At 37.0% G+C, this 15637-nt stretch carries 11 protein-coding genes; 2 read left to right on the top strand and 9 right to left on the bottom strand.

Annotated features, from left to right (window positions below; translation table 11 throughout):
* Nucleotides 1–195: 195 nt before the first annotated feature.
* The 8 genes from SKM54_RS07670 to SKM54_RS07635 all read right to left on the bottom strand — a co-directional run bounded on the left by SKM54_RS07670 (nucleotide 196) and on the right by SKM54_RS07635 (nucleotide 9458).
* Complete coding sequence (locus SKM54_RS07670) at nucleotides 196–1578, bottom strand: AAA family ATPase (RefSeq protein ID WP_321095044.1); 1383 nt, start codon at nucleotides 1576–1578, stop codon at nucleotides 196–198.
* A gap of 16 nt (nucleotides 1579–1594) precedes the next feature.
* Nucleotides 1595–3097 carry a UvrD-helicase domain-containing protein gene (locus SKM54_RS07665; RefSeq protein ID WP_321095043.1) on the bottom strand — a complete coding sequence of 501 codons (1503 nt, stop codon included), beginning with the start codon at nucleotides 3095–3097 and terminating at the stop codon, nucleotides 1595–1597.
* Between the two features lie 17 nt (nucleotides 3098–3114).
* Nucleotides 3115–3897 (bottom strand): bifunctional phosphoribosyl-AMP cyclohydrolase/phosphoribosyl-ATP diphosphatase HisIE, encoded by a 783-nt coding sequence (hisIE, locus tag SKM54_RS07660; RefSeq protein WP_321095041.1) that lies wholly within the window; start codon nucleotides 3895–3897, stop codon nucleotides 3115–3117.
* Between the two features lie 199 nt (nucleotides 3898–4096).
* Entirely contained in the window at nucleotides 4097–5176 is a 1080-nt protein-coding gene (locus SKM54_RS07655) for a patatin-like phospholipase domain-containing protein (RefSeq protein ID WP_321095040.1), read from the bottom strand.
* Nucleotides 5177–5338: 162 nt separating this feature from the next.
* Nucleotides 5339–6958 (bottom strand): ABC1 kinase family protein, encoded by a 1620-nt coding sequence (locus SKM54_RS07650; protein WP_321095039.1) that lies wholly within the window; start codon nucleotides 6956–6958, stop codon nucleotides 5339–5341.
* 12 nt (nucleotides 6959–6970) lie between these two features.
* Nucleotides 6971–7645 (bottom strand): ubiquinone biosynthesis accessory factor UbiJ, encoded by a 675-nt coding sequence (locus SKM54_RS07645; protein ID WP_154772023.1) that lies wholly within the window; start codon nucleotides 7643–7645, stop codon nucleotides 6971–6973.
* Nucleotides 7646–7655: 10 nt separating this feature from the next.
* Nucleotides 7656–8597, bottom strand: a complete 942-nt coding sequence (gene ubiE / locus SKM54_RS07640) for a bifunctional demethylmenaquinone methyltransferase/2-methoxy-6-polyprenyl-1,4-benzoquinol methylase UbiE (protein ID WP_321095038.1) — start codon at nucleotides 8595–8597, stop codon at nucleotides 7656–7658.
* Between the two features lie 156 nt (nucleotides 8598–8753).
* Entirely contained in the window at nucleotides 8754–9458 is a 705-nt protein-coding gene (locus tag SKM54_RS07635; RefSeq protein WP_321095037.1) for an FFLEELY motif protein, read from the bottom strand.
* A 312-nt stretch (nucleotides 9459–9770) separates the two neighbouring features.
* On the opposite strand from SKM54_RS07635, the gene pap reads away from it, so the two are divergent.
* Nucleotides 9771–11189, top strand: a complete 1419-nt coding sequence (pap, locus tag SKM54_RS07630) for a polyphosphate:AMP phosphotransferase (RefSeq protein ID WP_321095036.1) — start codon at nucleotides 9771–9773, stop codon at nucleotides 11187–11189.
* A gap of 77 nt (nucleotides 11190–11266) precedes the next feature.
* On the opposite strand, the gene SKM54_RS07625 is transcribed toward pap, so the two are convergent.
* Complete coding sequence (locus SKM54_RS07625) at nucleotides 11267–11773, bottom strand: hypothetical protein (protein ID WP_321088393.1); 507 nt, start codon at nucleotides 11771–11773, stop codon at nucleotides 11267–11269.
* Nucleotides 11774–11945: 172 nt separating this feature from the next.
* Here SKM54_RS07625 and SKM54_RS07620 point away from each other — a divergent pair, with 172 nt between their 5' ends.
* Nucleotides 11946–15635: an exodeoxyribonuclease V subunit gamma gene (locus tag SKM54_RS07620; protein ID WP_321095035.1), complete on the top strand. Its 3690-nt coding sequence runs from the start codon at nucleotides 11946–11948 to the stop codon at nucleotides 15633–15635.
* The last annotated feature ends 2 nt before the right edge of the window (nucleotides 15636–15637 follow it).

Here is a 15637-nt window from a genome sequence, read left to right as displayed (position 1 = left end):
AACTTAGGAATGATTGCAAAATCCGATATTTTTACAAAATTTGCAAATAAATCCGATCATATTACAGCCAAGGCACAACATCAATCTTTTTCGGTCTCACATAAAACATTATACGCTGAGTTCATTTGACTATGGGTTGGCTGTATGAAGAGTTATTTTTAATAAATGTAAGCAAGGGCTTAATTTGAATAAGTTTTACTCATGTAATTTATGTTCGGAACTTATGCTTTCTTTATTATTGAGCATTAAAAGTAGGTCTTTCAATTGTTCAGTGTCTAAATTTTCATGAATAAGTTCATACATGCTTTGTGCTGTATTTGATGGTTCACTTAAATGTTCAATATTTTTAGATTCTTCGGAAAGAAAAGTTTCTGAATCTAAGTTTAAATTTTGATAAATTTCATCAAATTTAACGTTAAATTGCGGTGGCATTATTGGATGTAATTGCTGATTTTGCAATTGTAAGCATTGATAGTCTGCTGCTTGTTCTAATAATTCTATGCGATTACCTGTCGCAATAATTTGTAATTGCGGAAATGCTCTATTTAAGCGAGCTAAAATATTTGAGCATTCATCTTGATCAAGCTGTTGGTCAATTTCATCAATAAGTAAAATGCCATCGCCTTCCAAACATGGATAAAGGCTTGATGGATTTAGCAAACACATACGACGAACAATATCTCCAATCAAAGCAATCCAATTTTTCAAGCTATTGGAAAGTTGTTGGAACATCATTATTTTGCCTTGGTACGTCACCATAAGTTGAAGTTTAGGTAAGTATTGCAAATAGATGTTGCTAAGGTCTGGGAATATGATTGCCAGTGCATCTTTTAAAGCTGTTAAGTTTGGCGCATGCATTTGGTTATATGCATTAATAAGTGCTGAACTTAAATCTTGATGTGGATCATTGCTTTGTTGGCTTGCAATTAAGCGATTCACTAAATCTGTAGTTTGTGCATTTTCAATATCTGAAATTTCACGAAACCATTCAAAAAAACGTGCAAAAGTTGTGTATGGAATGGTGGTAATTTCATAAGCATTTCCTGCTTGAAAAATGGCAGGATTATTTTTGTTAATTAAATTAATTTCGTGAACAAAACGCTCGGAAGGGTAATAAGCAATAAGTGGTAAACCTTGCAAAGGATCTAGTTGAGCTGCTTTTTGATAGAGCGTAACAAGCTTTTCTAATTTTTGAGTTTCAACTTTGCTATGACCTGTTGAAGCTTTAGTCTGCGTTTTATAAAGTTGCCAATCACATATTTGAGTTTCAATTTCACTCAAGTCTATAGATTCAGGCAGAGAGCCAATATCTGTTGGAATATGAACTTTTATATCTATTTTGGCTTGTAGACGATTTTGCATAATGTCTTGGTCAGGTAAAACTGCACCTGCCGTACGAGCATCTTTATAGCGTGCAGAAAACCAAGTGAGCGCAAGGAAAGTAGAACGTAGTAAAGATGTTTTTCCTGAACATTGATCACCTAAAATAAGGGTAATAGGTGTACTTTCGTATTCGAAATTTATTTTAGTGTCGGTAAAATGGGTAATATGTTTGAATTGTATAGATTTTATCTTCATAGACTACCTATATAAATTAGCTCACAGCTTTACGTAAGGACGTTGGCATTTTAATTTTTAGTTTTTGAACCAAATCGTAAATGTGGTGAATATTTAAGCTTAACTTAGCACGAGTACATGCGACGTATAACAAACGTAACTCTTCATCGCTAATTTTAAAGTCTTTATCGTTCAGTCTAAATTGGTAATCGTCTTCAATATGAACGCGATCCCATTCTAAACCTTTGGCTTTATGCGCTGTCGAAATAATATAATCAGCTTGACCAATAGGCGTAATTTTCGCTAAAGCACGTTTCAGCGGATCTGTTCCATGATCATCTACAAGTTTTACTAAAGGTTTAATGTCGCTACCATCATTGGTTTCACAATATTCATGAACATCATGCCAAGAATTAAACCAAGCGAGTTCAGGAACATCAACCACACGTTTGCCTTGTTTGAGCATACTTGCGGCATCAACAAATTTATTCAATTTTACATGGTCAGCTTGCAAACTCACTTTATCGCCATGAACTAAACCTGAAAGTAATAGTTCCATTGCGCGTGCATTGGTACGACATAAAATTGCATCACGCATTTTGGTATGTGGTTTATTCACAACTTTTGAATTGAGTTGTGGATTACCCAATAAAGGCACGGTTTCATTCAGCGCACCTAAAATAGCATTTGCATTAAGTGCAATTTCCTCACCAAAACGGAACGATGTTGTTAAACGAGATTCTGGTAAAGGCAATTGTTGCATGGCATTGACCGCACCTCGCCAAGCGTAAATTTGCTGATGTGCATCGCCCACATAAATGACTTGAGAATTACGCTGTTTGAGCAAAATACCAAGCATGAGCGGATCGGCATCTTGTGCTTCATCAAACAGAACATAGTCAGATGGAATATTCGGTTCAGACAATGCCCAAAGTTTTAAGTAAATATCGTGCCCAATACCTGCCTGATGATTGGGATCAATTGATTCTAACCAACGACGCTCAACGGCTTTATACAAATGAATTTGTAAAGATTCAATATCATCTGGATGCAACCAACTTGGCGCTTGAATATGCCGAGGCGCAGGGTATTGCGAACTTGTAGAGCAGAAGTAACTAACCGTATTTGCAACTAAGCTTGCTAAACGTGAAGGCATTAAAACGTATTTTTCATAACGTCCGCCCATCATTCTACGCAGCGTAATAGGTTCTAAGCGATATTCTTTGGCAATAAAACTTGGGCTTAAACGTGGCAAGCGAAGTTTATCGGTTACTCCACGTGGAACGCTTCTATATGCTAATGAGTGGAATGTTCGACAATCGACATTTCGATGAAATTTACTTTGCGCTTCTGCTGCAATAGTTTTGTTAAATGCGAGATACATGCCACGTCTTTGTGGCATGGCTTCGCTAATCATTTGTAAAGTTGTGGTTTTACCTGTGCCTGCATACGCAATAACTTTGAAAGATTTTCCAAGACGTGCGTTATCAATCGCTGTTGCTTGTTCATAGGTCGCACTTGGTTTGTTATTTTCAGACACAGATAATTTACTTTTAATTAATGTTGGCGATTCGATTTTTCAACCAAGCCAGATAAACCTTGACGACGCGCAAGTTCGTTAAGTACCAATTGAACATCTAAATCGAAATAGCCAAGCATCACAATGGTATGGAACCAAAGATCAGCGACTTCATAAATCACATCATTTTTGTTATCTTCATTGGCTTTTGCATCAAAATCTTTTGCAGAAATAATGGTTTCAACGCTTTCTTCGCCCACTTTTTCTAAAATTTTGTTCAAGCCTTTATGGTAAAGCTTCGCCACATAAGATGAATCTGGATCAGCTTGTTTACGCTCAGCCATCATTTTGCCTAAATAAGACAAAACATCAACTTGTTCAGATTTTGCATTTGAAGCATTCATTGCAAGCGTATGTGGATTTGTAGACTTTTCACCGTAAATTTGGTTCGGATCTTTTATTTGAGCGTCTACAATTTCCCAACCATTTGGCGTAAGTTTACGGTAGAAGCAAGATTCACGACCTGTATGACAAGCAATTCCGCCGTGTTGCTCAATTTGAAGAACAATGACATCTGCATCGCAGTCTAAACGAATTTCATGAACTGTTTGGAAGTGACCTGATTCTTCACCTTTATGCCACAATTTATTACGTGAGCGAGAGTAGTAAACTGCTTGGTTTTTTTCAGCCGTTAAGGTTAAAGCTTCGCGGTTCATCCATGCAACCATCAGCACACGACCAGTTTGATGATGCTGAGCAATAGCAGGCACTAAGCCTTGTTCGTTAAATTTTACTTCATCGAGCCATTGCACATTATTCATGAGTATTTCACCAAAATATTTTCAAAAAATTAATCAATACGTCTGCCGTATTGTTTCGATAGTGTACGGCATCCACATCCTTTTAAGGAAATAAATCTTAATCTATTTTGAAATTGTTCGTTGCCAAATAGGTCTGATCTTTCGAATGTTTTGCAATAACTTCAGCATTTATGCTTTGCAACATATTTAATTTTAGAGATTATAAATCTTGCATAAATTCCGCAAAATTTTGCTTTTCAATCATTTCTAAAAATTCATCGCCCAAACGCTGACTTTCCGCCACACTTTGGTTCCATAATTGAATACGCTTTTGTTGATCTAAACCCTTTAAAGTAAAGTCTTTACGGTCAGGCAAACGACCTAAAGGTAAAGAATTTAAATATTCTTGAGATGGTGATAACAATAATGTTCGTGCTTGATTTTCAGGGTTTGCTTTTCTACTTTTAAACATTTTATCAAACCAACCGGGTGTAATGCTGTCGGTAAAATGTGGATATAAAACAATGCCCTTACTTTGAAATGGTAGGTCTATGTGATAATCAATTAAACCACCATCTCTGTAACTGCCTTGAGGTGCATTTGGAATATCGCGAACCGCAGACATAACTCCCGGAATAGACGCTGAAGCCATCAACCAAGGTGTTACATTTTCAAGGTTGAGTGCCTGATAATGCGTAATAAAGTCATCATCTACTTTAAATTGTTCACCAATATTAGGTTGGCTAATGACACGTTGCATGAATAAACGATTATGTTTACGTGCAACTGCATTACTACTGACAATTCCTGCAACTGAAGCAAGTAGTGGAAGTGATTTATCACTTTGGAAAATATGCTGTGCTTTTACGGAAATAACGGCTAGGTGATAATCGGGGTGTTCAACGAGTTGTTGTTCTTTACCTTGAATTAAATTAAAAAGCATATTTCTACAAATATCACCGACTTCTTGGCGTGACATTTTATTGGTGAAATGCAAATTTGTATAAAGCTCGGAAAGTCTTTCTGTGCCTTCTTTTGCGCCCCAAGCTAAAATGCTCGCAAAACGCCAACTACCAATGCTTGAACCAATGACGGTTCTGCGTTGTGGTGTTTGCGCCAGAAAATTACCAAAAATTGCTTGATCTAAACCTTGAATACCAATGCCTTTCGGGCCACCTGCCGCACCGGGAATGGTATCTACCTGATGTGCGTGTAAGCCTTCTTTTTCAATAAGTTTACGTGCAAGATGACCTACACGAATATTTAAAGCACGTGGCTGTTTTTTTAGAATTTGCATCACAATTTTTGATCATTACAAACGTGTAAATGATTGTAGATGAAGAATTTATATGAGCAATGGCAGGATTGGTCACTTGTTGACTCAAGAGTCATAAGCGTTTTTCTTTTAGTAAAAAAATACCTGCTTTTAAAGCAGGTATTTGAAATACGTTTAATATGATGTTTATTTGGAAATACGCCAAATTGCTAAAATACTTGATAGTGCAATTAAAACAACAGAAATGTACCAAGGTGCAATGACAGATATTGCGAGGAATATCGCCATAATACTGCCAAAAATCCAACTACGTTTTTGTTGATATTCCATTTGCAAACGCATATTTTGCAATTCTTGTAATTGCTTCGCTTGCCATGCAGATTGGTTTTTTAAACCATTTAAACTGTCAATCATTAAGCTTGGTAAATCTTGTGCACCAAGAAGTAAGTCAGGAATTTGCTGACCTAGCTCTTTCATGTTTTTCACAGGATTCATGTTGGCTTTTACCCAATCTGTCAAAATTGGTTTTGCAAGTTGCCAAATATCTAAGTCTGGATATAAATCTGTACCTAAGCCTTCAACATGCACTAATGTTTTCAATAAAAGCATAAGTTGAGGTGGAATTTCTAAATGGAAACGACGAGCAATATCCATGACTTCAAGCAAAATTCCTGCAAAATCTAGCTCGCTCATTGGTTTTGAAACCATTGGGCCAACTGTACGACGCATTTCTCTTGCTAAGCCGTCTTGATCTGTTCCCGGTGGAATCCAACCAGCTTGATGCACAATTTGAATAAGTTGCATGAAATTGCTGTTCATGACAGCAAGTAACATACGTGCAACGGTCATTTGATCGTGCTTAGACAACTCACCCATAATGGCGCAGTCCAACGCAATATAGCGTGGCGCATTTGGGTTAATGGTTTCTACAAAAATATTTCCCGGATGCATATCTGCATGGAAAAAGTTATCGCGGAATACTTGGGTAAAGAAAATGGTTAAACCTTTTTCAGCAAGATCTTTACGATCCATACCCAATTTATCGAATGTTGCTGTGTCTGAAATTGGAACGCCTGTAATGCGCTCTGCAACCATCACATCTTTGCTATCCATATATACTTCAGGCACATACATCATGCTAGAGCCTGTGAAATAATGGCGCATACGACGTGTATTGTCTGCTTCTAAAGTTAAATCGAGTTCTTTAAGAATGATTTGACGATAGTCTTGAATAATTTCAGATAAATGCAATGCACGTGCAGCTTCTAGACGTTTTTCTAGGTTATGACCTAGCCATTCTAGAATTTCAAAATCTTGAATAATTTGCGTACGAATATCTGGGCGTGTCACTTTTACAACAACTTCACGCCCGTCATGTAATGCTGCGGTATGAACTTGTGCAATAGATGCTGCTGCTAAAGGTTGCTCATCGAAACGAGAGAAAAGCGTTGCAACATCTGCTTTAAGTGAGTTTTGAATTCGTGATTTTACAACATCAACACTATATGGCTTTACTTGGTCTTGTAGCAGTGTGAGTTGTTGTAAAACTTCAGGTGGAATTAAGTCGCGACGAGTTGAAAGCAACTGTCCCATTTTAATGGCAAGCGGTCCCATATCTTCCAAAGCTTGCTTTAGCTTTAAAGGATTTTTACTTTCTTTGCTTGACCATGCAGCAGGATGCATGCGAATGATGCTTAAAACATGACGGGCTTTTTCAGGTAATTCATCCGCAGGGAACAACGTGTCGAGTCTATAGTGCGCTGCAATACGCCAAAGTTCGAGTAAACGTGAAACGTGCGGAATCATATATGTAATTACCTAATTTTGAGTTGTATTTTCTAATGCATCGACTTGCGATTGAAGCTGTTGAATTTTAGCTTCAGCGCGGTCTAAGTTTTGTTTGAAAGTACGAGTATCTTGATTTAAATCGTCCATTTGCCAACGTGAAGCAAATAACCCCGTGTCTTCTTTCAACGCATCTTCAGCGAAAAATGCATAACTTTGCAAAGTCTTTTTTAAATGTTTGGGTGCACGTTGAATTTTACCAATTTCATGTGCAAGGCTAGGACCAATCCAAGGACTTAAATGCGAAGCTAAATCTGGTTCAGCTTGTTGCATAATTTTTTGGATGTCTTGCAATAAGTGATAATCGCCTTGAAGTGGAATATTTCCAACTTCATCTGAAACCAAAAGCTTCAGTAGCTCAACAACATTTTTTACATGTAATGTTGCTGTTGCTTCAAAAACTTGTTGGGTTTTATCGAAAGGGCGTTGTTCAAATATTGAAGATGCTTCGCTATGACCCGTTACAGTTGGTTCTAAACGAACTTTATTTTCATCGAAGAAAACATCAACTGAAAGTTGTGGTTTGTCTAAAACCACGCGAAGCATTTTGCCTTGAAGCGCATTGAGCTGAATGCGAGTAATCGCATCCAAATCAATAACATGGTTAACTAATCGTTCAACTGCACCAAGTGCCAGAATCGACCACATAGTAAAACCCTTAGAGTTTGAAACCACGGTGAACAGCAACAACACCTGCTGTTAAGTTGTGATAATCACAGTTTTGGAATCCAGCATTTTCCATCATACCTTTTAAAGTACGTTGGTCTGGGTGCATACGAATAGATTCTGCTAAATATTTATAACTTTCTGAGTCATTTGCAATGATTTTACCCATAATTGGTAAAGCCGTGAATGAATACAAATCGTAAATTTTAGCGAATGGTTCAAATACAGGTTTAGAGAATTCTAAAATAAGTAAACGACCACCTGGCTTAAGCACACGGTACATTGCAGCAAGTGCAGCATCTTTATCTGTTACGTTGCGTAGACCAAAAGAAATAGTAAGAAGATCGAAACTATTATCTTCAAATGGTTCTAAAGTTTCAGCATTGGCAAGTACGAAGTCTACATTTGTACAGCCTGCATCAATTAAACGATCACGACCAACATTGAGCATAGATTCGTTAATGTCTGAAAGTACAACATGACCTGTTGGACCTACTTCACGGCTAAATACTTTTGCAAGATCGCCTGTACCGCCAGCAATATCAAGTACGCGTTGACCACGACGAACGCCCGACATATTAATTGCAAAGCGTTTCCAAAGACGGTGAATACCAAATGACATTAAGTCATTCATGATGTCGTATTTGCTTGCAACAGAATGGAAAACTTCAGCTACTTTTTGAGCTTTATCTTCACTGCTTACAGTTTGGTAGCCAAAATGTGTAGTTGCGCCTACATTGCCTGTATTTGCACCACGTGGAAGATTATATTTAGGAACAGAGCCAGTTACAGGTGTGTCTGAAATTGGTAGTTCTAAAGATTGTTGTTGACCTTGTGGCGCACCTTGAGGAAGTGGCTCGGTTAGAAAAGGACTCACTTTGTCTGTTTGTGCCGACGCAGAAGAAGGGGTAGGCGTTTGGTTTTCATTCGACATTTGAGTCACTCCTAACATAAGAATAGGGTTAATGTTGCAGTGCTTGCATGATGACAGATTATGAGTCGATATACAGCAATCAGCGTGCAATTGTTATGAATAATATACAGGAAAATAAAGCGAAGACTTATTTCCCCTTTAAAATAGTTTTGCCCATTATTGAAATGGATTTAAATCGCCTGCATGAACTTTATCAACTATTTGTCGTTCAATTGCAGTAAATTCTTTTACAAATTTCTCTGCCGACTTTAACGGTTTTAGCGCTAAAAAGCCATCTTGCATAAAGTCATACATTACTTCAAAGTGATATTTAGTTGCTGCACCTTTACACATTTTAAATGCAGCTTGAACCATAAATGAGCGCATGTATTTGTCTAAACTTATGCCAAGCTCATCTAGTAAGCGTAGTTGTTTTAAACGGTTTTCACCTTGATTGAGCTTTAAGTAGGTTAAGCGCATCATTTCATCTGTTAAAGCAGGATTATTTGGATAATCTTCAAGTAATTGAATGGCAACTTCTTCATCTAGCTGAACGGCTAAAATAGCTAAGGTTACGCCTGCTGTTCCTGTTTTAATGGCATTTTCAGGAATGAGTTTTTCTGCTTTATGTGCATATTTTACAAGTCGTGCAATTTGTCCTGCTAAAGCATCGAAATCTGGCCCGCCATACAGTCGATTTAAAAAATATTCTGACATTAAAATATTTTGTTTTTCTGCAAATTGTTTCGCATGTGTACGTTGTATGCGTTGCTTTTGCCATGCTTGAACGTCTTGCAGGCGGTAAAAAATGTCCTGATTTTTATGGTATTTCAGTTGGTAATAAAGTTCTAAAAGCTCATCTAAAACAGCAAGTTTAGACATGTATCGTCTCAGGTGATGTACTTAATGCATGAATTTTAGTGTGAGTTTTATAGTTACGCTATGGGCGAAATGAAAAAATAATGAAATGATGCGTCAGTGTGTTTTAAATAAAGTCATTTGTTGAGAAAGATCGTTGGAGTGTAGCGTGACGAATTTGGTTAAATAGAATTGTGGAATAATAATGAAATAATGAGTAACTAAAGAAATTACTTTATATCGAATAATATCAAATCCAATTACTTAACAAAAACTCTCTCATACCAAACCCTATTTTTTATATACTCAAGAAATAGGGCGCGAAAAGTATGAATCATGATGTTAAAAGAAACTGAATTTAAACCAATGCAAGAAGAACAATTGTCTGTAGAGCTTATTCAAGCACAATACGCCATGAAAGAAACTCGCGGGCAGTCAAATGCCAAAAGCTTACTTATTTTGGTTAATGGAATTGAACTTGCAGGTAAAGGCGAAGCCGTTAAACAACTACGAGAATGGGTCGACCCACGCTATTTACGTGTAAAAGCAGATGCTCCACATATCTTCGATCATAAAAAAACATTTTGGCAGCCATATTCACGCTCTATTCCTGCCGAAGGGCAAATTTTGGTGATGTTTGGCAACTGGTACACAGATTTATTATCAACCGCATCTCATGTTTCAAACCCATTAGATTCAACACTTTTTGATGAATACGTGGAAAACATGAGAGCCTATGAACAAGACTTAAAAAATAACAATGTAGATGTCATTAAAATTTGGTTCGACTTATCTTGGAAATCATTACAAAGTCGTTTAAATGAAATGGATCCAAGCGAAGTGCATTGGCACAAATTACACGGTCTAGATTGGCGAAATAAAAAACAATACGATAATTTGCAACGCTTACGCCAACGCTTTACAGAAGATTGGATTGTTATTGATTGTGAAGATAAAATTTCACGAGATCAGCAATTTGCACAGCATGTTTTACGCAAATTAAAGCATCTTCCAGAACATCAAACAAAAGCCAAAGGAAAATGGAAACAAGCAAAAATACCTGAAATTTTAGTGAATCCTCCGCAAGTAGAAATTTCTGAAAAAGACTACAAAGAAGAATTAAAAAAACTGACATCTAAAGTTTCTAAAGCTTTACGTTTTGATGACCGAAATGTCGTAATTGTTTTTGAAGGTATGGATGCTGCAGGAAAGGGCGGTGCGATTAAACGCATTGTGAAAAAGCTCGATCCACGTGAATATGAAATTCATACCATTGCAGCACCTGAAAAATATGAATTGGCACGACCATATTTATGGCGCTTTTGGACAAAGTTACAACCTGAAGAAAAGATTAGTATTTTTGATCGATCTTGGTACGGACGTGTTTTGGTAGAGCGTATTGAAGGCTTTGCGAACGATGCCGAATGGCAACGTGCTTATAATGAAATTAATCGCTTTGAAAAAGATTTATTCGATAGTCGAACTTTAGTCATTAAATTTTGGCTTGCAATTAGCAAAGACGAGCAAGAAAGACGCTTTAAAGCACGTGAAGAAACACCGCATAAATACTTTAAAATTACTGCGGAAGATTGGCGTAATAGAGAACGTTGGGATGATTATTTAAAAGCGGCAGCAGATATATTTGAACGAACAAATACAGATTATGCGCCGTGGCATGTTATTGCAACAGACAATAAACAATTTGCACGTTTGGAAGTGTTAAAAGCAATTTTAAAACAGCTCAATGTAGATTAAATCTATAAAAAGCCTCTGCTATTTATTTTAAATAGCAGAGGTTAAATACTTAAACTATTCGTTTGGTTAATTCAACATTATTGAACAATGGTTGTATTTTGCTTTTGCTGAATTTGTTTTGCCAATTTATAGCAGTCATTTACATGTGCTTCGGCTACTTTTTTCATGACAAAATAACCTAAACTTGCCGCAATAATTTGCCCACCCAATGGAATAAATTTGGTGACTTGTTTAGTAATCACTTTTGCTGCCACGTTATTAATCGATTGTTTTACCGCAGTACGTGCAACGACTAATCCTGAAAATTCGATGCCACGTTTACGGAGTTCTTTCCAATGAACTTCTTTGGTTTTTGGGTCGTACACACTAATTTGTTCAGGTGCTAAACCAAAACGAGTATTAATTTCAGGAATAAGCTGCGACAAAATACCAACGTCAATCACGACATCTAAAAAAGGTACAGGAATAACGGCAGCACCCGCAGAAAAATAAGAACGCTTTTTTACAAGTTCGAGGCATTCAGCACGAATAGCTTCAATATTCAGCGTTGGATCAATTGATTCAGGAATATTATCTATTTTCATATTATAAGTACCTTAAAAGCGTATAAGTTTTCTATGTAAAACTTTTGAAGATGCTTTATTCAAAGTATTTTTACCGTGAATAACGTTTTTAAAGTGACATAGACAGACATTGAAGTATAGTAAATAATCTTTATGGTTTTGTATTGCAAAAATTGAAAAGGAATTAAACTTAATGGGGATTCATGTCATTCAAAGTCAGCGTATAGATGTGCTTGTTGAAGCGATGCTAAAGGCTGTTCGAAAACCGACATCTAACCCATTTGAAGTGCTAAAAACACAACATTTTATTGTGCCTTCACCTGCTATTGAAGCATGGCTCACACAGCGTTTGGCGGAAAAAAAAGGCATTAGTGCGAACACGTTATTTCACCATCGAATTCGTGGTTTTCAGTGGTCTGCCTATCAGCAAGTTTTACAAAATGATAAAGACAAAGTCCGTAAAGCCAATATTCCCAGATTAATTATTAAATGGCGTGTGTTTCAGGCGCTTAAAGAATTTATTCAAGCAGAACAAAACCCTCTGGAATCAAAACATCCACTTTACCCCATTGTTCAGCGTATTTATGACAGTGCAGATCGTTTAGAACAGGGTTTAGAAAAGCAGTTTAAAAAGCAAAATATGTTGTATTGGGTGTCTCAACAAGTGTCCCAATTATTTTCCAATTACATGAATTATAGAGGATATTGCCAAAAGGGTTGCGAAGGCACATGCAACTGCCAAACCAATTGGCTGGAAGCTTGGGGACAAAACAAAGAACTCAACATCGAAAATATGTTCTTTAAAACCAATACTGAAATTTCAGCATTTACTTTAAATCAAGCGCAAGAATTAGAAGCTTGGCAACGGTGGCTTTGGCAAGAAGTTTTTGACCAAGACTTTAAGGAAATGGAAGAAATTGATGTTTTGTTTTGGGAAGCTTTAGGTTCACCTAAACAGCCCAACGACATTCTTAAAAAGTTACCCAATCAGCTTGTGGTTTTTACCCTTTTAGATTTACCACCAAGCCAATTGCAGTTTTTGCGCCGTTTGGGGCAATATATTGATATTTATATTTTTCATTACAACCCATCGCAAGAGTATTGGGCAGATAGTGTCGATCCAAATTGGAAAGCGCGTTATGACGTTCGAGTAAAAGAGCGTTTCATTGAAAAAAATCCAAACGCGACCGATGCACAAATTCAAAAGTTTTTTGAAGAATTTACTTTAAATTTTAATGCTCAAACGCGTGAATCGCGTCATCCATTACTCACACGTTTTGGTAAGCAAGCACGTGACCATTTTTCTTTATTATCTAATTTATCGTCAGGGGAAGAAGGGGTTTGGGCAGACCTTTTTGTCGATGAATATAACGACACTTTATTGGCAAAAGTTCAGTCCGATATTTTGTATTTGGTTGAACCTGAAAAAAATGCCTACAACTTAAAAGCAGACGATGATTCTATACAAATTCATGTTTGTCATTCATCGCAAAGACAACTTGAAGTTTTAAAAGATCAGCTCATTCACTGGCTTTCAAAAGGCGATAAAGAAAACCCAAGAAAACCAAGTGATATTTTGGTTTTAACACCAAATTTAAAACAGCTTGAACCTTTAATTCGAAGTATTTTTGCTCCGCCACCAAGTGATCGAAATTTACATCATTCACGTGAAAATCAGGCGCAACGTTTAAGCCAAGACAGTATTTATTTACCCGTACAAATTGCAGGTGTGACACAACTAGATGCCGCAAATGCATGGCGTTCTGTGCTTGGCAGAATCCAACTCATTCAAGGTCGTTTTAATATAGAAGACTTTGCAGATTGGCTAGGTCTAAATGCCACATTGCTTCGCTATGAGCTAGATATTAATAGTGTAGATAGAATGGTTGAACTGCTTATTGCAGCAGGTTTTAAACGTGGTTGCGATGAAGAACATTTAAAGCAAAGCCTAAAGCAGGGTGATGAAGATTATCGTTTTAGTTTTAAATTTGCTTTAGACCGTTTGGCATTGGGTGTGGCAATTCCAGAGCATGCCATTTTCAATAATACCTTAAGTTTTGCGCAAGTTTTACCAAGCGACTTTGAACTCATTGCTAAACTTATTCAAATTTACCAAGATTTTTCAGTACGTCGAAATTGGATGATTGCACATGAATTGGGTAAGAAAATTCGTGTAGAAAAATGGCTTAAAACCTTAATGGATGATGTAAATGAATTTATTGAGGCAGGTGTTGATTCATTAAATTCGGTTTATAAAATCATTAAAAAACAAGACAGAATGCTAACTTTGGCAAGTTTCTACGATGAAGATAATCATCATGCATTGAACGCCTTAAGTTTGCCGTTGGGCTATATTTTAGAAGAAATTAATGTACTGCTCGACTCTCAAGTTGAACAAGCCGAACCAACAGGACAAGTGACATTTAGCCAAATTGGTCAATTACGTCCGCTACCTTATAAACTCATCGTGATGTTGAACTTAGACAGTGGAAAGTTCCCAAATCGAAATACGCATATACCTTTCGATTTAATGGAAATATTAAAACCACAATTAGGTGATCGTTCACGTTTGGAAGATGAGCAAGGCGCATTTTTAGATTCACTGTTATTGGCGCAAGAGAATTTGTGGCTGTTCTATAACGGCTTCGATGTGAGTGATGGTGAAGTGCGTGATCCATCGACCGTTTTACAAGAGTTTATTCAGCATTTGGCGCTGATTGTAAAAGCTGAAAAAACCGATTCTAGTTTAAACGAAACGGTTTCTATAGAAGGGATTGAGGTTGCAGAACAATTGCAGTCGCTTTATCACGTTCATACTTTACAACCCTTTGACCCTATAGGTTTTGAATCTGCCGAAACTATTCGTTATCAAGATCAATGGTACAAAGTTGCCAACCAAATTCGCTTTGCCAAGACACAACGAAACCAATGGGTCAATACGCAATATCCATTATTAGAGCAAGATATTCAGGTGCTCGATAGTTATCAATGGATTCAAGACGTAACATTCCCTGCACGCTTATATTTGAAAACTTTGGGGGTGAAAAACTTAAAAGCAGAAGATTTACCCGATACGCAAGAGCCCTTATTGTTAGATGGTTTGGGGCGTTATGCAATGCGGGATTTTCTGAAAAAACATGACGGTGAGAAAAATCCTCAGCTTTTAATGGATAAGCTTCCAGTGGGGAAAATTCAGGAAAGCGCATGGCAAATGAGTGTGGTTGAGCAAGCTCAACTGCTTGCACGTTTACAGCAATATACAGAAACTGAAACAACAACGACGCAGCAAATTTGGCGTGTAGATAAGAACCTACATATAAATTTATGTTTGCCAAAACACGGTGCAAAAAAATGGGTCAGCCTAGAAGCATCAAGCGCACGAGCGAAACGCCGTGCCAAGGTTTGGCTTGAATATTTACTGTGGATGGCTTATTTGAACTTAGGTGGTGGCGGTGAAGATCATGCACGCATTGTTGTGTTTAGTGATAATACAATTGCTTGCGAAGGAGTTTCATCTAACCAAGCACGCATGTATTTAAGTCATTGGTTTAAAGCTTGGGAATATGGTCAAACACAGCCTTTAGTTTTACCTGCTGCCTTAATTTTAAAGCCTGCTGAAAAGTATAAAAAATATGATTGGTCGCTTGATGAAAGTCAGCACATGATCATTCAACAAATGGATGACGTGTATAAAGACTGGAATTTTGATGGAAAATTCACAGGCTTTTCTGTCACTGAAAATGAAGCCACAAAGCATCATCGAGATTGGGATTTTATTCTACAAGAACAAGACGCGACTATTTTGTTAGAAGATGCATGTAAGCGTTTTTCATATGACTTATACAATCCAATTTTTATGCATCAAATTACGGTTGAGGAGTAATT

Source organism: Acinetobacter faecalis (assembly GCF_034187745.1).
Classification (GTDB): domain Bacteria; phylum Pseudomonadota; class Gammaproteobacteria; order Pseudomonadales; family Moraxellaceae; genus Acinetobacter; species Acinetobacter faecalis.
This window is presented reverse-complemented; position numbering and strand designations above follow the sequence as displayed.